This window comes from Micromonospora marina (assembly GCF_900091565.1).
Taxonomy (GTDB): Bacteria; Actinomycetota; Actinomycetes; order Mycobacteriales; family Micromonosporaceae; genus Micromonospora; species Micromonospora marina.
The window spans coordinates 1-23184 of the sequence record NZ_FMCV01000017.1; the positions used below are offsets into that span (position 1 = coordinate 1).

The following is a 23184-nucleotide window of genomic DNA, read 5'->3' on the forward strand; positions in this document are numbered from 1 at the left end:
TGGGAGTACCCGCCGGTGCTCGTCGGTGGCCTCGGCCGCCACGTCCACGCCCTGTCGGTCGCCCTGGCCGCCGCCGGACACGAGGTCACAGTCGTCACCCGCCACGCCGAGGGCGCCCCCCTCGAGGAGTACGCCGACGGCGTCCGCATCGTCCGCGCCGCCGAGGACCCCGTCACGTTCCCCCTCGCCACCTCATCCCTGCTGGCCTGGACCATGGCGTTCAACCACACCCTCACCCGGGCCGCACTACGCGCCACCGAAACCGGCACCTACGACGTCATCCACGCCCACGACTGGCTCGTCGCACACACCGCGATGACACTGCGCGAACACCTGGACGTGCCACTGGTCACCACCATCCACGCCACCGAGGCAGGCCGGCACCAGGGCTGGCTGCCGGAAGAGATGAACCGCACCATCCACGGCGTCGAACACTGGCTCGCCAACGAGTCCGGCCGCGTGATCGCCTGCTCCGGCTACATGCGCGACCAGGTGGCCCGGCTGTTCGGCGTACCGGCCGGGCGCATCGACGTGGTCGCCAACGGCGTCGACGACCGGGCCTGGCGGGCGCGGCCGCACGCCGTCGCCTCCGCCCGGGCACGCTTCGCCGCGGGCGGGCCGCTCGTCGGGTACGCCGGCCGCCTGGTCTACGAGAAGGGCGTGCAGCACCTGGTGCACGCCGTGCCGCACCTGGCGAAGCGGCACCCCGGCCTGCGGGTGGTGATCGCCGGGGACGGGCCGTACCGCGACGAGTTGGTGGACCAGGCGCGGCGGCTGCACCTCGGGGACACGATCCGGTTCGCCGGTTTCATGGACGCCACCCAGCTGCCCGCGGTGCTCGCCGCCACCGACGCCACGGTGATCCCCAGCCTCTACGAGCCGTTCGGCATGATCGCACTGGAGGCGGCGGCGGCCGGTGCGCCGCTGGCGGTGGCGCGTACCGGCGGGCTGGCCGAGATCGTCGAGCCCGGCGTCACCGGGGTGACGTTCCCGCACGGCGACCCGGACGCGCTGGCCGGCGCCGTCGACCGGCTGCTCGGCGACGAGGTCTTCGCCCGGCGGGTGGCGCGCACGGCCCGGACCATGGTCAGCCGGCGGTACACCTGGTCCGCGATCGCCGCCCGGACCGCCGGCAGCTACGCCGCCGCCCGCCGCGACCACGACGCGTTCCAGGCCCGCCGGGCCGCCGCCCTGCTGGCCGGCGACCGGTCCCCGATCCCGGTTCCGGAGGGCAACCTGCTCGCCGGCGCGGCGAGTTAGCGCTGACATGCGATAGGTACCGTCCGATCCGTTGGCTATTGTGGACCACTGACCAGCGGTGAGGAGTGCGGTGCGGGAGGTAGTGATCGCGGGGCGGTACCGCCTGCTCGAACTGGTCGGCCGCGGCGGGATGGGCCAGGTCTGGCGGGCGCGCGACGAGGAGCTGCAACGCGAGGTCGCGGTGAAGCAGGTCGTGCCGCCGAACTGGCTCGCCGAGAACGAGCAGGACGAGCTGCGCGCCCGTACGCTGCGCGAGGCACGAACCTCCGCGCGGCTCAACCACCCCAACGTGGTCCGGGTCTACGACGTGGTCCGGGTTCAGGGCGAACCCTGGCTGATCATGGAGTACGTCCCGTCCCGCTCGCTCCAGGAGATCATCGAGACCGACGGGCCGCTGCCGCCCGGCCGGGCTGCCGAGATCGGCCTGTCGGTGCTCGCCGCGCTGCGCGCCGCGCACGACGCCGGGGTGCTGCACCGGGACGTGAAGCCCGCGAACGTGCTGCTGGCCCGCGACGGGCGGGTGCTGCTCACCGACTTCGGACTGGCCGTGTTCCAGGGCGGCGACGGCGCGATGACCCGGCCCGGCCTGGTCCTCGGCTCCCCCCAGTACGTGGCACCGGAGCGGGCCGCCGAGGGTGTGTCGAGCGTCGAGGCGGACATGTGGTCGCTGGGCGCCACGCTGCACGCTGCGGTGGAGGGCCGCTCGCCGTACGCCCGCAGCACCGCGATGGCCACGCTCGCCGCGCTCGCCACCCGGCCGCCCGACCCGGCCCCGCACGCCGGTCCGCTGATGCCGGTGCTGGCCGGACTGCTGCGGCGCGATCCGCGTGCCCGGCTCGGGCACCGCGAGACGGCCCGCCTGCTCGGCGTCGCAGCGGTGTCGGAGGCCGACGCGGAGGCCGCCGGTTCCGCGGGGCGGGCCACCGCCGTGTCGGCCGGCCGGCCGGCCGGGGGGCGCGACGCCGACGTGCCGGCGGGTGACGAGCCGGGGTCACCGGCGGCTGCGGGCGGCGTCTACCCGGACCTGATGCCGCCGGCCGCCGCGGCCCGCGCGTGGAGCCGGGCGGCGAAGCGCAACGAGTGGGCCCCGCCCGCCGAGGGCGACCGCGCGCCACCGTCCGGGGACACGGCCGGCGCCGCCGGTCCGGTCCGTCTGCCCGGCCCAGCCGGTCCTTCCGGTACGGCCGGCCGTTCCGTACCGGCCATCCGCGCGGAGGCAGGGAGTCGATCGTCCCCGGCCGGCCGCTCGGAGGCGGTCGGGCGCGTGGACGCAGGCCGCCCCTCGTCCCCCGCGGGCCGGTCGGATGCGACCCGCCGTCCGGACGCGGCCGGCGACTCGGGTGCTGTCATCGGTGGCCCGGCACCGGGCGGCGGCCCGAAGGCAGGCGGCGGCGCGACCGCCGCCGGCGGCCCGGCCGGGATCAGTGGCTCGGGTCCGGCCGGTCGTTCGGGTACGGCCGGTGGCTCGGGTACGGCCGGTGGCTCGGGTCCGGTCAGCCTCGGTCCGACTGTCCTCACCAGCTTCGTCGACCCGGGCAGCCCGACCGGCCCCGAGTCGGCCCCCCGCGCCGACGCCCTCAGCCCGGTGCACATCATCGGCCCCGGCGCCGCGCCGGTCACCAAGCCTCCCCCGGTCGCCCACAGCGGGCCGGTCGACGGCGGCGCGGTGCACCCCGCGCCGCCCCGGCCCGCCGGGGTCCCCCGTCCTGCCGACCCCCTGCTCACCTCCGGCGACGGCAACCCGCTGCAGCGCTGGGGGCTGATCCTGGGAGCCGTTCTGCTGGCCGTGGCGACGGGTGTGGGCACCGCGCTGGCGATCACCGGTGCTCGCGACGAGACGCCGCAGCCGGGCGGTTCCACCGAGGCCGTCGCCCGCCCTGGGGACCGCCCGCCCGGGCCGGGCGCGCCACCTCCGCCGTTCCCCTGCGTCCGGCCCGACGTGGCCGGCACACCGGTCCGCAAGGGGCCGCCCCCGGACGACCCGCCGGTGACCGTCCCGACCGGCTGGGTCTGGCCCGCCGACACCGGCGGCTTCCGCATCGCCCTGCCCGCCGGCTGGCTGCAACTGCGCTCCGGCGACACCACCTGCTTCCAGGACCCCGCGACGCGGCGGATCCTGGGCGTCGAGCCGTACCCGGGCGGTGATCCGGTGGGCCGGCTGAAGTCGTCCGAGCGGGACCTGACCTCGTCCGGCCGGCTGCTGGAATACCAGCAGGTCCGGCTGGAGTCCGACGGTCCGGGCGCGGTGTGGGAGTGCCGCTGGACCGCAGACCACGGGGAGCGGATGCGTGCGCTGCGCGTCCTGCCCGGTGAGCGGGCCGGCTGGACGCTCGGCTGGACCACCTCCGACGCCGACTGGCCCGCCGCCTCGAAGCAGTTCGCCGTCATCCGCGCGAGCCTCGGGCAGGTCCGGCCCACCCGTACCGCGGGCTGAACCGGGCCGTGCGGCAGCCCTTCCCCAGTGGACCGTCCGGCTGATGCCCCGCTGTCGTACGAGCTGACTACAGTGGCGTAGTTTGTGGATCAAGATCTTCGGGAAGGGCGAGCCGAGATGATGGGACCGTCCCACGCGCTCTCGGGCGCGGCGGCGTGGCTGACCGGCTCCTGGGCGATGGCCCAGTTCGCGGACTACCACCAGACACCGCTGGCCCTGGCGGTGGGCACCGCGGTCTGCGCCGGTGGGGCGCTCTTCCCCGACCTCGACCTGTCCGGGAAGGTCACCCGCAACCAGGGCGGCGCGACCGTGGCCCGCACGTTCGGTGTGGTCAGCCTGTTCGTCGCCGAGGTGATGGAGAAGATCTCGCTCGGCGTCTACTACGCCACCAAGCTCAGCAAGGATCCCCGCCGCAGCAACGGGCACCGCACGCTGACCCACACCATCCCGTTCACCGTGCTCGTCGGGTGGGGCACCACCGCGCTCTGCGCCCACTACGGCAAGTGGGCGGTGGTCGGCATCCTCTTCTTCATGATCGGCCTGGCGCTGCGCGGGCTGTTCGACAAGTGGGCCGAGCGGGCCGGCTGGGTGGTGGTCACGCTGGTGTCCGCCGCCGCGGCCTGGTTCACGTTCGCGAACCTGCCCGGCGACCGGGGCTATCCGATGATCGGGCTCGCGGTCGGCGTGGGCTGTTTCGTGCACATCCTCGGCGACATGATCACCCGGGCCGGGGTGCCGATCCTGTGGCCCATCCCGATCAGACGCCGGATGTGGACGATGGTCGGCCTGCCCAACAAGATCGCCCTGCGCACCGGCAGCAAGACCGAGACGGTGGTGCTGCGCACCGCGATGACGGTCCTGGCCGTGCTGGCCGCGGTGGGCCTGGTCGCGCCCTCGGTGCTGCAACGCTTCGACATCCAGGTGTAGGTCAGCCCGCCTCCGCGCGCACCGCACGGGTGCCGGCCACCCGGTGCCGGATCAGCCGGGCCGGCCACCCCACGCCGCGGGCGGTGGACGCGTACGCCACGGTCGGCGGGAGGACCAGCAGCGCGGCGATCCCGGACACCAGCGGCACCCGGGTGCCAGGTACGTCAGTGGCGGCCGCCACCGTGGCGGCGTATCCGGTGGCCAGCGGGCCGCCCGGGTCGGCACCGGTGACCAGCGCGTACGCCAGCAGGCCGAGGTAGCCGACGCCCGCCTCCGCGACGACGACGAGCCAGGCGGCAGCGGCTCCCGCGAGATGATGCCCACGTTGTCCCCTCCCCGTGTGGACGACGCCACGACCGTCCTGTCGGAACGGTAGCGCCTCGCGTCGTCGGGGCGGCGGCGGGCAGAGCCGAGACCGGGCGTCACTGTCGGTAGGGAACTAGGTGTCGTCACTGGCCGGGGCAGGCGAGCCACTACCCGCTAATGCGCATTAGCGCCGCGACTCGCCTACTGTCGCGCGCCTCTGGTCGCCTTGTCAAGATCCCGCGAGCAGTGACTGGCAAGGACTGGCGCAATCGGCGGCTAATGCGCATTACTCCAGGGAGTTCATCGAACGGAAATCTTCCGTCCACCCCTTGACAGGAGGTCGGGGAAGAAGCGAGGCTCCTTGCCAACCGATCGCTAATACGCATTAGCGGCAGCGGAAGGACCGACGTGACCCCTCCCCCCAGGCGAGTCACCCAGCGTGACATCGCACGAATGGCCGGCGTCAGCCAGGCGACCGTCTCACTGGTGCTCAACAACCGCACCGACGCCGACGTCCGGATCGCGCCGGAGACACGGGACCGGGTGTTGCAGGTCATCGCCGAGACGGGATACGCCGCCGACCCGGCCGCCCGCCGCCTCGCCTCCGGGTTCAACCGGATCATCGGCGTCTTCACCTACGAGCCGGCCTTCCCCAGCGGCAGCCGGGACTTCTTCCACCCCTTCCTGCTCGGCATCGAGGAGTACGCCGAACGGGTCGGCTGCGACCTGCTGCTGTTCACCAGCGCCCCGGTGGTGGACGGCCGGCGGCGCATCTTCCACCAGGACAACCGGCTGCGCCTGGCCGACGGATGCATCCTGCTCGGCCGGGAGATCGACGGCGCGGAGCTGCTCCGGCTCAACCGCGACAGATTCCCCTACGTCGCCGTCGGGCGCCGCGACGACGCCGGCGGGCCGGTGCCCTACGTCGGCGCCGACTACGCCAGCGCGGTCCACCGGCTGGCGGAACGGGCGCTGGACCTGGGGCACCGGCGCCTGACGTACGTCGGCATGGGCACCGCGGCCGAGTCCTCGCACGACCGGCGCAGGGGCTTCCACGCCGGCACGGCCGGTGCGGAGAGCGCCCGCCAGATCACCGCGACGGCCCTTACCGCCGACGCCACCGTGGACGACCTGCGGGCCGACGGCAGCACCGTCGTCTTCGTGGAGGACTTCGCCACCGCTGTCGCGTTGGAGTCGGCCGCCCGGCGCAGCGGGCTGACGGTGCCCGGGGGCCTGTCCGTCGTGACCCTCGGCGACCCGACCGTCCCGGTGCCCACCGACATCACGTTCACCGGGTTCCGCATCCCGCGCGAGGAGATGGGCCGCCAGGCCGTCGAGGTGCTCACCGGCGTCATCGACGGCAGCGCCGGCGGCCTACAGCAACGGCTTCTGCCCTGCGAACTCGTCGAGGGCGACACCCTCGGCGTCCCTGGATCGGCGGTCGACCGGCGCTGACGCGCCCGGCCGCGCAACTGGAAGGAAGCAAGTGGTACTAATGCGTGCGGACGTCCTCGTCGTCGGGGGCGGACTGGGCGGTGTCGCAGCGGCGCTGGCCGCGGCCCGTGCCGGGCGGTCCGTCATTTTGAGCGAGGAGTTCGACTGGCTCGGCGGGCAACTCACCAGCCAGGCGGTCCCGCCGGACGAGCACTCCTGGATCGAGCAGTTCGGCGCCACCGCGAGCTACCGGGAACTGCGCAACGGCATCCGTGACTACTACCGCCGCCACTACCCGCTGACCGAGCGGTCCCGGGCGTGGACCGACCTTAACCCCGGCGCCGGCTGGGTGAGCCGGCTCTGCCACGAGCCCCGGGTCGCGGTCGCCGTCCTGGAGCAGATGCTCGCGCCGTACCGGGGGTCCGGGCGGCTGACGGTGCTCCAGCCGTACCGGCCGGTCGCGGCCGAGACCGACGGCGACCGGGTCACCGGCGTCACGCTCGCCCACCGGGACCGCGACGAGCGGATCGAGGTCGAGGCGCCGTACGTCCTGGACGCCACCGAGACCGGCGAACTGCTGCCGCTGACCGGCACCGAGTACGTAACCGGATTCGAGTCGCAGGCGCAGACCGGTGAGCCGAGCGCGCCCGCCGAGGCGCAGCCGCTGAACATGCAGGCGGTGTCCGTCTGCTTCGCGCTGGACCACGTCGACGGCGACCACACCATCGACCGGCCCGCCGGTTACGACTTCTGGCGCGACTACAAGCCGGACTTCTGGGGCGACCGGCTGCTGTCCTGGCGGTCGCCGCACCCGCGCACGCTGGAGATCGTCGAGCGCAGTTTCACGCCGAACCCGGACGACGACCCGCTGGGCGTCAACGCCGACCAGCGACTCAACCCGGGCGACGGCAACCTGTGGACGTTCCGGCGCATCGCGGCGCGGCGCAACTTCGTCGACGGGGCGTACGGCAGTGACATCACCCTCGTCAACTGGCCGATGATCGACTACTTCGAGGGTCCGGTCATCGACGTACCCAACGCGTCCTGGCACCTGTCCCAGGCGCGCGAGCTGTCGTACTCCGTCCTGTACTGGCTCCAGACCGAGGCGCCGCGCCCCGACGGCGGCACCGGCTTCCCCGGGCTGCGGCTGCGCGGCGACGTGACCGGCAGCACCGACGGGCTGGCGCAGGCGCCCTACATCCGGGAGTCGCGCCGCATCCGCGCCGAGTACACGGTGGTCGAGCAGGACCTCTCCCTGGCGGTACGCGGCGAGCACGGCGCGGTGAACTACCGCGACTCGATCGGCGTGGGCATGTACCGCATCGACCTGCACCCGTCGACCGGCGGCGACAACTACATCGACGTCGGCTCCTGCCCGTTCGAGATCCCGCTCGGTGCGCTCATCCCGCAGCGGATGGAGAACCTGCTGCCGGCCGGCAAGAACATCGGCACCACGCACATCACGAACGGCAGCTACCGGCTGCACCCGGTCGAGTGGAACGTCGGTGAGGTCGCCGGCCTGCTGGCCGACTTCTGCCTTGCGCGGGGCGAGTCCCCGCGCGCGGTCCGCGGCAACCCCCGCCTGCTGGCCGAATTCACGGACCGCATCTCGGCCGCCGGCGTGGAACGCCGCTGGCCGCAGATCGCGGGCTACTGAACCCCTGGTGAGGAGAAGAAAGTGAGATACGGAAGACTGTCCGGCCTGCTCGCGGCGACCATGACCGGTGTGCTCGCCCTGACCGCGTGCGGCGGTGGCGGCGATGCAGAGAACGACGGTCCGGCGAGCCTGCGGATGACCGTCTGGTCGGCCAACGAGGCGCACCTGAAGCTGTTCAACGAGATCGCCGACGAGTACCGCAAGAACAACCCGGACGTCGCGGAGATCAAGTTCGATCCGCTGCCGTTCGAGAACTACACCACGACGCTGACCACGCAGATCGCCGGCGGCAACGCGCCGGACCTCGCATGGATCTTCGAGAACTCGGCTCCGGACTTCGTCGCCTCCGGCGCGCTGAGCCCGCTCGACGACACGCTCAAGGAGACCGACGGCTACCAGTACGACGACCTCTCCCCCGCCACGCTGAAGCTCTGGCGCAACGACGGCGAGCTCTTCGCGTACCCGTTCTCGACCTCGCCGTTCGGCGTGTTCGTCAACAACGACATGCTCAAGCAGGCCGGGCAGAAGACCCCGGCCGAGCTGATCGCGGCCGGGCAGTGGAACTGGGACACCGCGCTCGCCGTGGCCGGCGCGGCAGCGGCGGAGTCGGGCAAGGCCGGGCTCGTGGTCCGCGACTTCGACTACAAGGGCTGGGACAACCTGGCCACGTTCTGGACCGGCTGGGGCGCCCAGGCGTGGAGCGAGGACGGCCGCAGCTGCGGGTTCAACAGCCCGGAGATGGTCGAGGCGATGACCACGCTGCACAAGGCGATCTTCACCGGCAAGGCGCTGCCCGGCCCGGGTACGACCGCCGACTTCTTCGCCGGTGACGCGGCCATGACCGTCACCCAGATCTCCCGTGCCTCGCTGCTGAAGGAGAACGGCTTCGACTGGGATCTGGTCCCGCTGCCGGCCGGCCCGAAGGGCCCGTACGCGGTGGTCGGCCAGGCCGGCCTCGGCGTGATGAAGAAGAGCCCGCACGCCGAGCAGGCCGCCGACTTCCTGGCCTTCTTCACCAACCCCGCCAACTCGGCGAAGCTGGCCCAGTTCTTCCCGCCGCCACGGCAGTCCCAGCTGACCGCCGAGACGCTGGCGAAGACGAACCCGAAGCTCAAGCCGGAGCAACTGCAGAAGGTCGTCATCGACGGCATCACGAACGGCACGGTCAAGCCCAGCCACGCCGGGCAGGCCGAGCTGAGCCAGCAGGTGCGCGCCGCGCTCGACCCGCTGTGGAAGGCGGACGCGGACGTCAAGGGCGTACTCGACGGCGTCTGCTCCAAGATCCAGCCGCTGCTGGCGAAGTAGGGCCGAGGATCATGACCCAGACGGACACCAGGGTGGGCCCGGCCGCTGCCGGGCCCACCCCGGGCCGGGCCCGGCCGTTCTGGACCACCCGCCGCCGGGACCAGCTCACCGGATACCTGTTCATCACCCCGCAGTTGCTCGGCAGCGCGGTCTTCGTGATCCTGCCGCTGGTCCTCGTGGTCTGGTACAGCCTGCACGAGTGGAACGTGCTGGCCGGCAGCTTCGACTTCATCGGCGCCGACAACTACGCCGCGCTCGCCGACGACCCCAACCTGGGCCCGGTGCTGCGGTCGACCGGCCTGTTCTCGATCGGCCTGGTGGTGCTCAACCTCGGCCTGGCGTTGCTGCTGGCCGTCCTGCTCAACCAGAAGCTGCGCGGGACCATCGTCTTCCGCACCCTGTTCTTCTCCCCCGTGGTGGTCTCGCTCGTCGCGTGGACCATCGTCTGGGGCTTCCTGCTGCAGGACAACGGCGGCGTCAACGGCCTGCTCGACACGCTCGGCGTGGACGGCCCCAACTGGTTGCGCGGCGAGGGCACGGCGATGCTGTCGGTGATCGTCGTGCAGGTGTTCAAGAACGTCGGCCTGAACATGGTGCTGTTCCTGGCCGCCCTCCAGGGCGTGCCCACCGACCTGTACGAGGCCGCCGAGGTGGACGGCGCGAGCCGGATGCGCCAGTTCTGGCGCATCACCGTGCCCCTGATCAGCCCGACGATCATGCTCACGTCGATCATCACGGTGGTCGGCTCGTTGCAGGTCTTCGCGCAGATCGCGGTGCTGACCCAGGGCGGGCCCGGCACCTCGACCACGGTGCTCGTCTACTACCTCTACCAGCAGGCCTTCCAGTTCCATCACTTCGGCTACGGCGCGACGCTGTCGATCCTACTGTTCGTCATCGTGCTCGCGCTGACCGTGCTGCAGTGGCAGATGCGCAAGAGGTGGGTCTTCCATGAGTCGTGACCTGTCCCGGCGGACCAAGCTGGTGCTCTACGGGGTGCTGATGGTCCTGGCCGTTCCGTTCGTGTTCCCCACCTGGTGGATGGTCACCTCGTCGCTGAAGCCGGTGGCGGACATCTTCTCCTTCCCGCCGCAGTTGCTGCCGACCGATCCACGGCTGGACGCGTACCAGCGGGTGTTCGAGCTGCAGCCGTTCGGGCAGCAGTACCTCAACAGCCTCTACATCGCGCTGCTGGTCACCGTCGGCACGCTGGCCGTGGCGTCGCTGGCCGGGTACGCGTTCGCTCGCATCCGGTTCCGGGGGCAGAACGTGCTGTTCCTGGTCGTCCTCGCGGGCCTGCTCATCCCGAGCGAGGTGACGATCGTGCCGCTGTTCCAGATGTTCTTCAAGCTCGACCTGATCGACACGCACTGGCCGCTGATCCTGGTGCCGATCTTCGGGGCGCCGAGCGTGCTGGCGACGTTCATCATGCGGCAGTTCTTCATCAGCCTCCCCGGTGAGCTGGAGGAGGCGGCCCGGGTGGACGGGCTGGGACGCTTCGCCACCTTCTGGAAGATCGCGCTGCCGCTGTCCCGACCCGCGCTCGGCGCGGTGGCCATCTTCACGTTCCTGCACAGCTGGAATCTCTACCTGGAACCGATCGTGTTCCTGTCCTCGCCGGACAAGTTCACCCTGCCGCAGGCGCTCACCCAGTTCGTCGACGCGTACGGCGGTCCGATGTGGGACGTCCAGCTCGCGGCGGCGTCGATGACCGCGCTGCCGGTGCTGGCGGTGTTCGTCATCGCGCAGAAGCAGTTCGTCGAGGGTCTCGCACACACCGGCCTGAAGGGATGACCGCGCCGGTCGTCGGGATCGACATCGGCGGCACCAAGACCGCCGCCGCTCTCGTCGATCCCGGCGCGCGGGTGCTCGGCCGCCGCGAGGCGCCCACCCCCGCGCGCGGCGGGCCGGCCGCGGTGCTGGACACCGCCGCCGGCCTGGCCGCCGGCCTGCTCGCCGCAGCCGGCCCCGGGCCGGTCGGGGTGGGCACCGCGGGCACCGTCGACCCGGTCACCGGCGCCATCCGGTACGCGACCGGCAGCCTGCCCGGATGGGCCGGCACCCCGGTGGCCGACGAGCTGGCCGCGCGGCTGGCCCGGCCGGTACGCGTCACGAACGACGTCGCCGCGGCGGCGCTCGGTGAGTGCTGGGCCGGCGCCGGACGGGGCCTGGGGCACGTGCTGCTCACTGCCGTCGGCACCGGGCTGGGTGGCGCTGTCGCCCGCGACGGACGGATCGCCGGTGGCGCCCGGGGCGCGGCCGGTCAGCTCGGGCACCTGCCGGCACCGGGGGCGAACCGGCTGCGCTGCGGCTGCGGCCGGTACGGGCACCTGGAGGCGATCGCCTCCGGCACCGGCCTGGCCGCCGCGTACGCGCTCACCGGCGGAGAGCCGGTCACCGGCCGGGAGGTGGCGCGGCGCGCGGCGGCCGGTGACGCGACCGCCCGGCAGGTCGTCGAGCGGGCCGGTACTGCGCTCGGCGCGTCCCTGGCCGGGCTGGTCGCCCTGCTCGACCCCGAGGCGGTGGTGGTCGCCGGTGGCGCCGCCGGCACCCTGCTCCCCGCCGCGACGACCGCCTACCGGGCGGAACTACCAGGCGGCTGGGCGCACGTGCCACTGCTTCCGGCGGCCCTGGGCGCCGACGCGGTAGTGGTCGGCGCCGCCCGGCTCGCCACCGCACCGATCCACCACGACGGAGGAACAAGCACGTGAGTGTCCTGGACGAACTCGCAGGCGGGCTGGTCGTGTCCTGCCAGCCCCTGCCCGACGACCCGGACGACCCGATGCGCGACCCGTACGTCCAGGCCCACGTGGCGGCCGCCGTGGTGCGCGGCGGCGCGGTGGCGGTCCGGGTCAACGGCCCCGACGACGTGCGGGCGGTACGCGCCGCCGTCGGCGTGCCGGTGATCGGGTTGTACAAGCACGGCACGCAGGGCGTGTTCATCACCCCGACCGCCGGGCACGCCCTCGAAGCGGCGCGCGCCGGGTCGCACGTCGTCGCGGCGGACGCCACCGACCGCCCCCGGCCCGACGGCCGGAGCTTCGCCGACACCGTCCGCGCGGTCCACGAGCAGACCGGCGCGCTGGTCCTGGCCGACGTCTCCACTGTGGCCGAGGGCGTCGCCGCCGTCGAGGCCGGCGCGGACGCGGTCGCCACCACACTGTCCGGCTACACCCCGGCCAGCCCACAGATCGACGGGCCCGACCTCGGGCTCGTGGCGCGACTCGCCGCGCTGCTGCCCGTGCCGGTGATCGCCGAAGGGCGCTACCGGACCACGGAGCAGATCAGCCGGGCCTTCGAGGCGGGCGCCCACGCGGTGGTGATGGGCAACGCCGTCACCTCACCGCTGTGGATCACCCGCCGACTGGTTCCGGCCACCCCCCGGGCGGCGAGCGCGCCGGAGAAGAAGGAGCATCGATGAGAGGACGCGAGACGTTCACCGCGACGCTGGACCGGGTCACCGCGGTACGGGTCGAGGTTTCGTGGGACCGGCTGTTCGAGGTCACGCTGGAGCCGAGCCTGCGGCTGCGTTGACCGGTGCGGGTGCGGTCCCGGGGGCCGCACCCGCCTCAGCGGGGCGTCAGCAGGCAGAACCCGGTGCCGTCCGGGTCGGCGAGCACCACGTCGTCGGCGGTGTGCCGGCCCGCACCGGCCCGGGTCGCGCCGAGCGCGAGCAGCCGGTCGATCTCCGCGTCCCGGTCACCGTCCGCGACCAGATCCAGGTGTACGCGGTCCCCGTCGCCGCGGTCCATCAGCGGCGGGCCGCTTCAGGTGACCTTCGCGCCTCCGCGCGGCGACTGGATCGCGGTCTCCTCGCCCTGGTCCCAGACCAGCGGCCAGCCCAGCGCCTCGCTCCAGAAGCAGCCGGCCGCCCGCGTACCGTCGCAGTTCACCGCGCCGACCGGGCCGCAGCCGGCGAGGAATTTGTTGCCCGCCTCGATGACGCAGAACTCGTTGCCCTCCGGGTCGGCGAGCACCACCTGGTCGTCGTCCGGGCCCTGACCGATGTCGATGTGCCGTCCGCCCAGCGCCAGCGCCCGGGAGACGGTGTCCCGCTGGGCCTGCGGCGACGCGCTGGTCAGGTCGAAGTGGATCCGGTTCTGCACCGTCTTCGGCGCGTCGCTGGGCAGGAACCGGATACGGAAGTCGCTGTGGACGTCGCCGCCCAGCGCCACGCCCTCGTGCGGGTCGTCGATGACCTCCCGGCTCAGCACGCCGGACCAGAACCGCGCGAGCCGGCGTGGGTCGTCCGCGTCGAGGCTGACCGCGTAGAGGTGAACCGCCATCCGCCCGTCTCCGATCCCCGCCGCCGACCGTCGGCAGGTCCGGAGCGTAGGCCGGGCCGGTCCGGCCGCGCAGCCGGATTTCCCCACGTCCGGGCAGGCCGCCCGCAACGCCGCGCTGTCGCGTTACTTCGCCGGTAGGGTGCGCGCGAAGCGGACGCCCCGGTCGACCCAGCGGGTCAGGTCCGGGTCGCGCTCGCAGGCATCGGGCGACACGGTGACCCAGCCCCGCATCTCCCGGCCCCACATGACCGTCGCCTCGGCGCCGGGCTCGGCCAGCACGCGTCCGGCCTCGGCCGGGTCGACCCGGACCATCAGGCCGCCCGCGCCACCCACGACCGCCGCCATGTTGCCGGGCAGCATCATCGCCAGACCACCGAACATGCGTCGTTCGGTGATGCCGGGCTCGCGCCCGAGGCGTTCCCGGGCCCGGTTCCCCAGATTCTCGTCGTAGGCCATGACGGCATCGTGGCATCCGGGTCCGACAGCGGGCGCGCGTCAGGCGCCGACGCGCTGTTCGGGGATGGACAGGCCGTAGAGCACCATCAGCTCGGGACTGTCGATCCGGCTGCCGTCGGCCACCGAGTCGCAGGCGATGTCGACGATCTGGTCCTTGTGCGCCAGCAGGTACGGCCGAGCCCCCACGTCCGCGCTGGCCAGGGTGGCGATGCCGGACCAGTGGCGGCGGCCGAACAGCATCGGGTAGCCGCGCAGCCCGTCGTAGGTGGCGCAGACCAGCACGTCCGGGTACGGCAGCGCGGTGACCCGGCGGACCGCTGTCGCGGTGAGCCCGGGCATGTCCACCGGCACCACGACGACCGCCTCGATGTCGTCGTCGGTCAGCGCGGCGAGCCCGGCCCGGATAGAGGAGCCGACGCCGGTGCCCCAGGCACGGTTGACCACGACTGTGGCGCCGCTCAGGTCGGTGGTCTGCCGCACCTGCTCGGCCGCCGCGCCCAGGACGACCACGACCTGCGCGCAGCCCGCCTCGGCCATCGTGTCGATCATCTGGCTGACCAGTGGCTTCTCCCCCTGGTGCAGCAGCGCTTCGGGTCCGCCGATGCGGCGGCCGCCACCGGCGGCGATGATCATTGCAGCGATCCGGTTCAGCGGTGCCCCCTCGATCAGGGGACGGACCGGGCACAGCCGCCCGGTCCGTCCCGTCGTACGCACACCGGGCCCAACGAGCGCGACCGAGAGCGGGTAGCGGGGCAAAACGGAAAATTGCGTGACTATGCCGCGTCCGCGTAGCAGTCCACTGCGGACAGGTCGAGCGGGAACCGCACCGGCGTGTCGCCGAACAGCAGCCGGGTGGCCCGCGCGCCGGCGGCGGTGATCGCCTCGCCGACGGCCGCTGCCTGCCCGGCCGGGCAGTGCACCATCACCTCGTCGTGCTGGAAGAACACCAGCTCCGCCTCCGTACCGGCCAGCTCGGTCCGCAGCGTGGCCAGCAGCGTGGAGGCCCACTCGGCGGCGGTGGCCTGGATGACGAAGTTGCGGGTGAAGCGCCCCCGCGAGCGGGCCGCCCGAGCCGACGGGCTGTGCGGATCGGCCCCGCCGTCCGGCATCGGCTCCTCGCCCTCGGCGAACCCCGCCGACCCGGGCGGGCAGGTGCGGCCCAGCCACGACCGGACCAGCCCGCCCGCCTCACCGGTGCGCGCCGCCGCCTCCACGTAGGCGAACGCGGTCGGATAGTTCTTCCGCAGCACCGCAAGCGCCGGCACCGCCGCCCCGCCGGTCTGCCCGTACATCGCCCCGAGCAGGGCCACCTTGGCCTTCGCCCGGTCGCCGGCGAACGCATCCCGGGCCAGCGCCGCGTACAGGTCACCGGCGCCGCCCGCCGCGGCAAGCCGCTCGTCGCCGGAGACCGCCGCGAGCACGCGCGGTTCGAGCTGACCCGCGTCGGCCACCACGAACGTCCAGCCCGGGTCCGCCACCACCGCCCGCCGGATCACCTTCGGGATCTGCAGCGCCCCGCCCCCGCGCGTCGCCCAGCGGCCCGAGACCACACCGCCTGGTACGTACTCCGGGTGGAACCGGCCGCCCGAGACCCAGGCGTCGCGCCAGGCCCAGCCGTGGGCCGTCCAGATCCGGTACAGCTCCTTGTATTCCAGGACCAGCGGCGCCGCCGGGTGCTCCACCCCGCGCAGCACCCAGGCGCGCGTGTTGGGCAGGTCCACGCCGGCACGGGCGAACGCCCGCAACAGCTCCGCGGGCGAGTCGGCGTGCACCTGGCGTACGCCGAACGCCTCAGCGATGCGGGCCTGCAACTCGGCCAGCCGGCGCGGCGGCCCGCCGACCGGCGACGGCTCGCCGAGCAGTCCGGCCAGGATCGCGTCGTGCACGTCGGCGCGCCACGGCAGCCCGGCCGCGCCCATCTCGGCGGCCACCAGCGCGCCCGCCGACTCGGCGGCCACCAGCAGCCGGAACCGGCCGGGGTGGGTGGTCGCGGCGATCCGGGCGAGCTGGTCGGCGTACACCCGGGTCAACGCCGTGATGCCCGGACCGGGCGGGCCGGACGGCGGCGCGAACAGCGCGGCCTGGGCGTGGCCCGGCGGCTCGGGCGCACGGGGCGCCGGGTCCGGCGGGACCGGCGCGCCCGTCACGCGGGCCCAGGCGGCCGGCAATGCGCGGGGCTCACCCCACCGGCCCGCGTGCCCGAGCAGCAGCGCCTCGGTCAGCTCGACGTCGTAACAGCGGTCGAGGCGCACCCCGGCACGCAGCAGCGCCGGGTAGACGCCCGCCCAGGCGGCCCACAGCCAGCGGGGGTGCCCAGCGGCCTCCCGGGCGGCCACCGCGGCGGCCAGGTCGGCCGCCTCCTCGGCCGGGCCGGACGGGGTGCCGTCGGGGTGCAGCGATTGCAGCACGCCGCCGCCCCGCTCGTCCGCCTCCACCGCCACCAGCACGGACTCGATTCTGCCCGGTGCCCCTGACACGCTCCGCGTGGAAGGAAGGGCCCCCTGTTAACGCCTGCGGTAGAGGAAGGGCCCCTTGTTAACGCTGGGCGTTAACAAGGGGCCCTTCCTTGCATCCGGGGGTTATTTGCTGACGCCGGCGGTGAGGCCGGACTGCACCTGGCGCTGGAAGACGATGTACACGATCAGCACCGGAAGCATCGCCATGGTGACGCCGGCGAACAGTCCGGACCAGTCGGACTTGTAGCCCTGGTTGACCGACAGCTCGATCAGCCCCTGGGCGATCACCTGGTTCTTCGGCTCGCCGGAGACCGACTGCATGAGCAGCGTCGGCAGGTACCACTGGTTCCACTGGCCGAGCACGTTGAAGATGCCGATGCTGATCAGGCCCGGCTTGGCCATCGGCAGCATCACACTGAAGAACGTGCGGGTGTGCGAGGCACCGTCGACCTGGGCGGCCTCGGCGATCGAGTCGGGCAGCGTCCGGAAGAACGAGTGCATGAAGAAGATCGTGAACGACAGCGACCAGGCCACGTAGACCAGGATCAGCATGAGGTGCTTGTTCGGGCCGAGCAGCGGGAGGCTCACCCCGGTGTTGTAGACGCCCTTGAACAGCGGTACCGCGGCCAGGTAGATCGGCAGCGTCAGCCCGGACAGGAACATCCAGTAGATCAGGCGGTTGCCGCGGAACTCGTAGCGCGCCAGGGCGTACGCGGCCATCGAGCCCAGCAGCATCGTCAGCGTCACGCTGAACACGAGCACGAGCAGCGTGTTCAGGAAGAAGCTGTCGATCCCGGCGGTCCAGGCGCGGGCGAAGTTGTCCCACTGCAAGGCGTCGGGGAGCAGCGACAGCGGCTCGCGGATCACCTCGGAGTCGGTCTTGAGCGCCGACATCACCACCCACAGCAGCGGGTAGACCACCATGATCGCCCAGACCGCGAGGAACAGGTGTGAGAAGCCGTTGAAGATCCGGCCGCCGAAGCCGTTGCCGACGTCCTTCGCGCTCCGATCCGTCGGCGGCCGGTCCGGCGGCGCCGTGTCGGACCGGGCCGGGCCGGAGGTGTGGGTCACCGTGCTCATCGTCCAGACCTCCTCAGAACTCGATCCGCTCACGGCGGGTGATCCTCAGCTGGAGCGCGGCCAGCAGGATGGTGAAGATGGCCAGCGCGACGGCGATCGCGCAGGCGTAACCGAACTGGCCCTTCTGGAAGGCGTTGAACTGGATCACCGAGGCGAAGATCTCGCTGGCGTGGTTCGGTCCGCCCTGACTCGGCGTCATGACGAAGACCAGCGCGTACATGTCCAGCGCGATGAAGCCCAGATAGACCCAGGCGACCGAGACGCTGTCCCGCAGCAGCGGCAGGGTCACCTTGAAGAACGTGTGGAACCGGCCCGCGCCGTCGAGGATCGCGGCCTCGTAGATGTCCTTCGGGATCGACTGCATCGCGGCGGAGAACAGCACCATGTAGAAACCGGCGCCGCTCCACACCGCGATGAACAGCAGCCACCAGAGCACCGCCGGCACGCCGAGGAACGGCTCCGGGTCGGCGGTGAAGGCGATCGGGTTGTCCGCGTCGACCAGCCCGATCTTGATGAGCAGGCCGTTGATCAGGCCCTGCCCGTCGGTGCGGTAGATCTGCTGCCACATGACGGCGATGACCACCAGCGACAGCACCTGCGGGAAGAAGAAGATGACCTTGTACATCCCGGAGCCGAACACCCCGCGGATGCCGGCCCTGTCCTCGCGTCCGCCCACGTTGAGCAGGAACGCGAGGAACAGGGCCAGCGCGATCGTGAACAGCGGCACGGTGACCAGGAAGAACACGTTGTGCCAGAACGCCTTCCGGATCAGCTCGTCGGAGAACAGCCGGACGTAGTTGTCCAGCCCGACGAAGCGCTGGGAATCGGAGTACCCGCCCCAGTCGGTCAGCGAGTATCCCGCCGCCTGGGCGAACGGCCACACCACGTAGAACAGGTACAGCGCGACGGGCAGGGCCAGGAAGCCCGTGACGAAACGCGCGACTCCGTGCCGCATTGGACTCACTTCCTCGCGGTGATCAGGCGGTGCGGGTCTGCTTCTTGATCGACGAGTCCTTGGCGACCTTGTCGGCGGCCGCCTGCATCTTGTCGACGAACTGCTGCGCGGTCAGGCGGCCGGCCATCAGCTCCTCGGAGAGGTTCTGGCTCTCCTTGTCCAGGTCGGCGTAGAAGTCCGGGAACTTCACCGAGATCAGGTCCGAGCTGCCGTTCTTCATCAGCGAGTTCGCCGACGCCAGCGCGCTGTCCTGGACGTTGTCACCGGAGCCCTTGGTGGAGGCCAGCGACTTGGTCAGCTCGGCGAACTTCGCCGAACCGGCCTTGGACAGGATGGCCCGCAGGAACTCCTTCGCGGCCTCCTTGTTCGGCGCCTTGCTCGGCACCACGAAGCCCTCGCCGGAGGAGGCGAAGACGTCCTTGGCCGCCTTGTCCCCGCTCTTGCTCCAGTAGTCGGAGATGGTCATCTCGAAGCCCGGCGGGATGGTCGCGGCCATCTCGTTCTTCAGCCAGGTACCGACCTGGATGAAGGCCGCCTTGCCGTCCAGGAACGCCTGCTGCGACTGGGTGTGGTCGAGCTTGCCCGGCAGCAGCAGCCTGTCCTTGACCAGCTTCTCCCACGGCTCCAGCGCCGCGACGATGCCGTCGGCCTTCCAGGCACCGTCCTTCAGGTTGTCGATGTCGACGACGGCCTGCTTGCCGACCGCCTTCCAGATGCTGGCGAACAGCGCCCAGCGCGGGTAGTAGCCGTGCACCGCGTCGTGCACGTACGGCGCCATGCCCTTGGCCTTGATCTTCGGCGCGAGCGCGAAGAAATCGTCCCAGGTGGTCGGCGCCGTCCACCCCTCCTTGGAGAACAGCGCGGCGTTGTACCAGTTGCCCCAGACCGTGTACGCGACGTTGACCACGTAGAACTTGCCGTTCTGCGTACCGTCGGCGACGGTACCCGGCAGCAGGCTGTCGGCGACCGTCCCCTCGCTGTCCCAGGCCGGCGCGGTGAGCAGGTCGTCCAGCGACTCGATCGCGCCCTCGTTGATCAGCGTGCTGCGGTCCATCATGTCGGCGCCCGAGTTCATCACCAGGTCGCTCGGCTGCGTCGCCATCTTGGGCTGCTCTTCGGTCTTGATCTTCTGGGTCGAAGACATGTTGACCGTGACGTTCGGGTGCTTGGCGTTGAAGATGACCTTGTCTTCCTTGGCCCACTGGTCGCCCAGGCCACCGTTGAAGACGACCACCTTGACCGCGCTGCCGTCCTTGACGCCGAACGGGTTGTCCTTGCTCTTGGCCGCGCCGCCGCCGTCGGACTTGCTCGGCTCGCTGCCGGCGCACGCGCTCAGCAGACCCGCCGCCGGTGCGGCCAGCAGACCGGCCGCGGCGGCGCGCCGCAGCAGGGTCCGCCGGCTGACGTCGCCGAACTTCTCGGGGGAAACCGACATCTTGTCTCTCCTTGTGGGTCGGGTCAGGCGGTCCGCCGGAGACGCCCGGCGTACCGCGACTCGAGGGCGAGGTTGTGCTCGTCCCCACCGGGGACGTTGGCGGAGAGGTAGACAGGGGGTACCTCACCGGCCTGGTGGAACCGTCGTACGACCTCGGCGGTCAGCAGCTGCGCCAGCAGCGCCGCGGTGACCGACGAGACCGCACAGACCGCGCCGCCGCCCTCGAGCGGCAGCAGTGCGTCGCCGTACGGCGCGCCGTTGTCCAGCACGACGTCGGCGAGGTCGGCGAGCCGGTGCCCGGAGGGGTGCCGAGGAGCTACCCGGGCGGTGTGCTCGACCGAGGTGACCGCGATCAGCGGATGGCCGCCGCGCTTGACCAGCGTCGCCAGCTCGACCACCGAGCCGTTGATGCCGGACTGCGAGGCGACCACGAACACGTCCTCCGGCTGTGGCGCCGCCAGGGCGTAGAGCTGGTGCGCCACGGCCGGGTCGCGTTCCAGCTTCGGGTCGGCGAGCACGTCGCGGGGCGCGTCGCCGTGCAGCACGAGGTCGTGCAGGGAGAGCCGGTTGGCCGGGACCAGGCCGCCGGCCCGGGCGACCAGCTCGGCGGCGAACGCCTCCGAGTGGCCGGCGCCGAACGCCTGGAGGACGCCGCCCGCGCGCAGGCCGGAGGCGATCAGGTCGGCCGCCCGGTCCACCGCCACGGCCTGGCTGTCCACCAGCCGGTCGAGCACCGGGCGGACCGCGTCGGCGTACCGCTGGGCACTGATCATGAGAGGGCCCCCTTGGCGGCCTTGTGCCCGTCGACGGCCTGGGCGGTACGCCGGAAGGCCGCGTGGGCGCGGTCGTGGGTGCGCTGCGCCACCGCGATGTAGAGCAGGTCGAGCACGACGAGCTGGGGGTGCCGGGCGGAGAGCGCGTCCGGCCGGAACGTGGTGGCCTGGCTGGCGGTGACCAGGACGATGTCGGCCAGCTCGGCCAGCGGCGAGCGGGGGAAGCCGGTCAGCGCGACCGTGGTGGCCCCGCGGCTGCCGGCCTCGGCGAGCAGCTCGATCGTCTCCCGGGTCTGCCCGGTGTGCGAGATGCCGAGCGCGACGTCCCCGGCGCCGAGCAGCGCGGCGCTGGCCAGTCCCTCGTGCACGTCGCTCCAGGCCCACGCGGCGACGCCGATGCGGTGCAGGCTGAACTGCATCTCCTCGCCGACGAGCGCGCTGCCGCTGGCGCCGAAGATGTTCACCCGGCTGGCCCCGGCGATGGCGACCGCAGCCCGTTCCACCTCGGTCAGGTCCAGCAGCGCGGCGGTGTCGTGCATGGCCCGCGTGTCGGCGGCCATGATCTGGTCGAGCACCCGGGACAGCGGGTCGCCGGGCTGGATTTCCCGTCCGATGTCGACGGTCCAGCCGGCCGAGCGGGCCCGCCCGGTCTCGGCGGCGATGCCGAGCCGCAGGTCCGCGTACCCTTCGAAGCCCATGGCCCGGCAGAACCGGGTGATGGTCGCCGGCGACGTGCCGCTGCGCTCGGCCAGCTCGACGATGGTCGCCCGGGCGGCTGCCTCCGGGTCGCTGAGCACGTGCTCGGCGACCCGGCGCAGCGCGCCGGTCAACTCCCCCGTACCGGCCCGCACCCGGGCCAGCACCCCGTCGGCGCCCAGCCGGTCGGCCGGAACGGCATCGACCACCGCGGTCGCCGCGGAAGTCTCCACCTCGTGCTCGGCCATCGGCGGAAGCCTTTCGGAAAGAGTGTTAACTGTTAGTGGTAAAAGTTCTTACTGAAGGCCCCTCCGTGTCAAGGGCATGGGCGAAGTTTTCAAACTGTTACCTGGCGCACCGGCGCGATCTTGCGCCTGGCGACGCGGCCGACCAGCATGAGAACCATGTCGGACACCGTCGTGCTCGGCCTCGATGTCGGGGGCACGTCCACCCGCGCGACCGCGCTGAGCCTCGACGGCACGCGCCTGGGCGCCGGTCGGGCCGGCGGCGGCAACCCCACCAGCCACGGTGCCGAGCGGGCCGCCGCCGAGCTGCTCGCCGCCCTGCGCGCGGCGCTCGCCGACGTCGACCCGGGTCGGGTACGCACCGGCGTCATCGGCCTCGCCGGGGCCGGCCGCCTCCTGGCCGACCCGCACGGCCGCGACGCGTTCGACAGCGCGTGGGCGCAGGCGGGGCTGCGGTGCCCGTACGCGGTGCACGGCGACGCGCTCGTCGCCTACGCCTCCGGCACCGCCGCCCCGGACGGCACGGTGCTCGTCGCCGGCACCGGCGCGATCGCCGCCCAGGTACGCGACCTGCGGCTGGACCGCACCGCCGACGGCCACGGCTGGCTGCTCGGCGACGCGGGCTCCGGGTTCTGGCTCGGCCGGGAGGCGGTCCGCCGGTTGCTGACCGACCTGGACCGCGCGGACACCCCCGGTGAGCTGGGACGCCTGGTGCTGGCGGAGCTGACCGGCACGACCGAGGTGCACGCTCGGCCGCGCGCCACCGCGGGAGCCGTGGTGCAGGCGGTGACGCGTCGGCAGCCGGTGGAACTGGCCCGGCTCGCCCCGCTCGTGGTGTCGGCGGCCCGCGAGGGGGAACCGACGGCAGTCGCGCTGATCGCCGAGGCCGCTGCGCTGCTGGCGGAGAGCGTCTGCCGCATCCGCCCGCCCGGCGCGACCGATCCGGTGGTGCTCGGCGGCGGGCTGCTCACCGGCGACACCCCGCTGGCCGGGGCGGTCCGCGCGGAACTGGCCGAACGGTGGCCGGGCGCACCGTTGCACGGCGCCGGAGACGGGGCGGCCGCCGCGGCCTGGCTGGCCGCCCGGGACCTGCCCGAGGTGACCGACCCGGCGGCCTTGCACGCCCGCCTGGTCCCCCCACCCACCTGACCCGACCGCCGCGCCGCCCCGGCCGCGCCGCTCGCCCGCCCTGCGCAGTGCTGCGGCGCTCGGCCGTTGGGTGGAACGCCATGGGTGTCAGAACGCCGGTTTGACACCCATGACGTTCCACCCGCCGCTGCCGGGCGCTGTTGGCGTGCGCTCGGGCTCACCCCGGGTCAGCTCGACCCTTCCCACTGCCCCATGAGCAGCCCGGCGGCGGGGGTGGCCAGCAGACCAGCGGCGGTGAGCACCCTGTCGCCTGTCTTCACAAGACGCATTTCTAATGAAGAATTTCTACGACAGCGCGACGGGGACCACAAGACCTCTCGACCGATCCGTTAT

The 23184-nt window shown here is 72.6% G+C and carries 22 protein-coding genes; 11 read left to right on the top strand and 11 right to left on the bottom strand.

Annotated features, from left to right (window positions below):
• From GA0070215_RS18875 to GA0070215_RS18885, 3 genes are all read left to right on the top strand, one after another.
• Nucleotides 1-1260: glycosyltransferase family 4 protein (locus GA0070215_RS18875; RefSeq protein WP_091048047.1), on the top strand; the 1260-nt coding region annotated here is incomplete at its 5' end.
• 70 nt (nucleotides 1261-1330) lie between these two features.
• A complete protein-coding gene (locus GA0070215_RS18880) occupies nucleotides 1331-3694 on the top strand; it encodes a serine/threonine protein kinase (protein ID WP_091048051.1) in 2364 nt (787 codons plus the stop codon).
• 117 nt (nucleotides 3695-3811) lie between these two features.
• Nucleotides 3812-4621, top strand: a complete 810-nt coding sequence (locus GA0070215_RS18885; protein ID WP_018788327.1) for a metal-dependent hydrolase — start codon at nucleotides 3812-3814, stop codon at nucleotides 4619-4621.
• Between the two features lies 1 nt (nucleotide 4622).
• Here the strand turns inward: GA0070215_RS18885 and GA0070215_RS29190 are convergent, their stop codons facing one another.
• Nucleotides 4623-4802 (bottom strand): hypothetical protein, encoded by a 180-nt coding sequence (locus GA0070215_RS29190; RefSeq protein ID WP_244167049.1) that lies wholly within the window; start codon nucleotides 4800-4802, stop codon nucleotides 4623-4625.
• 533 nt (nucleotides 4803-5335) lie between these two features.
• Here GA0070215_RS29190 and GA0070215_RS18895 point away from each other — a divergent pair.
• The 7 genes from GA0070215_RS18895 to GA0070215_RS18925 are packed head-to-tail and all read left to right on the top strand — an operon-like array spanning nucleotide 5336 to nucleotide 12741.
• On the top strand, nucleotides 5336-6382 hold the full coding sequence (locus GA0070215_RS18895) for a LacI family DNA-binding transcriptional regulator (RefSeq protein ID WP_091048053.1): 1047 nt from the start codon (nucleotides 5336-5338) through the stop codon (nucleotides 6380-6382).
• Nucleotides 6383-6422: 40 nt separating this feature from the next.
• The gene (locus GA0070215_RS18900) at nucleotides 6423-8018 is read left to right on the top strand and encodes an FAD-dependent oxidoreductase (RefSeq protein ID WP_091048057.1); all 1596 of its coding nucleotides are present in this window, start codon (nucleotides 6423-6425) and stop codon (nucleotides 8016-8018) included.
• Between the two features lie 21 nt (nucleotides 8019-8039).
• On the top strand, nucleotides 8040-9323 hold the full coding sequence (locus GA0070215_RS18905; protein ID WP_026268588.1) for an ABC transporter substrate-binding protein: 1284 nt from the start codon (nucleotides 8040-8042) through the stop codon (nucleotides 9321-9323).
• Between the two features lie 11 nt (nucleotides 9324-9334).
• The gene (locus tag GA0070215_RS18910) at nucleotides 9335-10282 is read left to right on the top strand and encodes a carbohydrate ABC transporter permease (protein ID WP_018788332.1); all 948 of its coding nucleotides are present in this window, start codon (nucleotides 9335-9337) and stop codon (nucleotides 10280-10282) included.
• A complete protein-coding gene (locus GA0070215_RS18915; RefSeq protein ID WP_018788333.1) occupies nucleotides 10272-11114 on the top strand; it encodes a carbohydrate ABC transporter permease in 843 nt (280 codons plus the stop codon). Before GA0070215_RS18910 ends, GA0070215_RS18915 begins: the two co-directional genes overlap by 11 nt.
• Nucleotides 11111-12031, top strand: a complete 921-nt coding sequence (locus GA0070215_RS18920; RefSeq protein WP_091048060.1) for an ROK family protein — start codon at nucleotides 11111-11113, stop codon at nucleotides 12029-12031. The genes GA0070215_RS18915 and GA0070215_RS18920 overlap by 4 nt, the downstream gene beginning before the upstream one ends.
• Nucleotides 12028-12741, top strand: coding sequence for an N-acetylmannosamine-6-phosphate 2-epimerase (locus GA0070215_RS18925; RefSeq protein ID WP_091048064.1), 714 nt, complete (start codon nucleotides 12028-12030; stop codon nucleotides 12739-12741). Before GA0070215_RS18920 ends, GA0070215_RS18925 begins: the two co-directional genes overlap by 4 nt.
• A 148-nt stretch (nucleotides 12742-12889) precedes the next feature.
• On the opposite strand, the gene GA0070215_RS29730 is transcribed toward GA0070215_RS18925, so the two are convergent.
• The 10 genes from GA0070215_RS29730 to GA0070215_RS18970 all read right to left on the bottom strand — a co-directional run bounded on the left by GA0070215_RS29730 (nucleotide 12890) and on the right by GA0070215_RS18970 (nucleotide 21705).
• Nucleotides 12890-13072, bottom strand: a complete 183-nt coding sequence (locus GA0070215_RS29730; protein WP_341844999.1) for a VOC family protein — start codon at nucleotides 13070-13072, stop codon at nucleotides 12890-12892.
• Nucleotides 13073-13087: 15 nt separating this feature from the next.
• On the bottom strand, nucleotides 13088-13606 hold the full coding sequence (locus tag GA0070215_RS18930; protein WP_341845000.1) for a VOC family protein: 519 nt from the start codon (nucleotides 13604-13606) through the stop codon (nucleotides 13088-13090).
• A gap of 123 nt (nucleotides 13607-13729) precedes the next feature.
• The gene (locus GA0070215_RS18935) at nucleotides 13730-14062 is read right to left on the bottom strand and encodes a TfoX/Sxy family protein (RefSeq protein WP_091048068.1); all 333 of its coding nucleotides are present in this window, start codon (nucleotides 14060-14062) and stop codon (nucleotides 13730-13732) included.
• Between the two features lie 39 nt (nucleotides 14063-14101).
• Nucleotides 14102-14695, bottom strand: a complete 594-nt coding sequence (locus GA0070215_RS18940; RefSeq protein WP_091048071.1) for a nucleotidyltransferase family protein — start codon at nucleotides 14693-14695, stop codon at nucleotides 14102-14104.
• 140 nt (nucleotides 14696-14835) lie between these two features.
• Nucleotides 14836-16509 carry a bifunctional 3'-5' exonuclease/DNA polymerase gene (locus GA0070215_RS18945; RefSeq protein ID WP_091048074.1) on the bottom strand — a complete coding sequence of 558 codons (1674 nt, stop codon included), beginning with the start codon at nucleotides 16507-16509 and terminating at the stop codon, nucleotides 14836-14838.
• Between the two features lie 132 nt (nucleotides 16510-16641).
• The gene (locus GA0070215_RS18950) at nucleotides 16642-17442 is read right to left on the bottom strand and encodes a carbohydrate ABC transporter permease (protein ID WP_244167058.1); all 801 of its coding nucleotides are present in this window, start codon (nucleotides 17440-17442) and stop codon (nucleotides 16642-16644) included.
• 169 nt (nucleotides 17443-17611) lie between these two features.
• Complete coding sequence (locus tag GA0070215_RS18955; RefSeq protein WP_091048081.1) at nucleotides 17612-18553, bottom strand: carbohydrate ABC transporter permease; 942 nt, start codon at nucleotides 18551-18553, stop codon at nucleotides 17612-17614.
• A gap of 22 nt (nucleotides 18554-18575) precedes the next feature.
• Complete coding sequence (ngcE, locus tag GA0070215_RS18960; protein ID WP_018788342.1) at nucleotides 18576-19988, bottom strand: N-acetylglucosamine/diacetylchitobiose ABC transporter substrate-binding protein; 1413 nt, start codon at nucleotides 19986-19988, stop codon at nucleotides 18576-18578.
• A gap of 23 nt (nucleotides 19989-20011) precedes the next feature.
• Entirely contained in the window at nucleotides 20012-20761 is a 750-nt protein-coding gene (locus tag GA0070215_RS18965; RefSeq protein ID WP_018788343.1) for an SIS domain-containing protein, read from the bottom strand.
• A complete protein-coding gene (locus GA0070215_RS18970; RefSeq protein ID WP_018788344.1) occupies nucleotides 20758-21705 on the bottom strand; it encodes a MurR/RpiR family transcriptional regulator in 948 nt (315 codons plus the stop codon). The genes GA0070215_RS18965 and GA0070215_RS18970 overlap by 4 nt, the downstream gene beginning before the upstream one ends.
• A gap of 156 nt (nucleotides 21706-21861) precedes the next feature.
• Here GA0070215_RS18970 and GA0070215_RS18975 point away from each other — a divergent pair, with 156 nt between their 5' ends.
• Entirely contained in the window at nucleotides 21862-22851 is a 990-nt protein-coding gene (locus GA0070215_RS18975; RefSeq protein ID WP_091048084.1) for an N-acetylglucosamine kinase, read from the top strand.
• Nucleotides 22852-23184 lie beyond the last annotated feature (333 nt).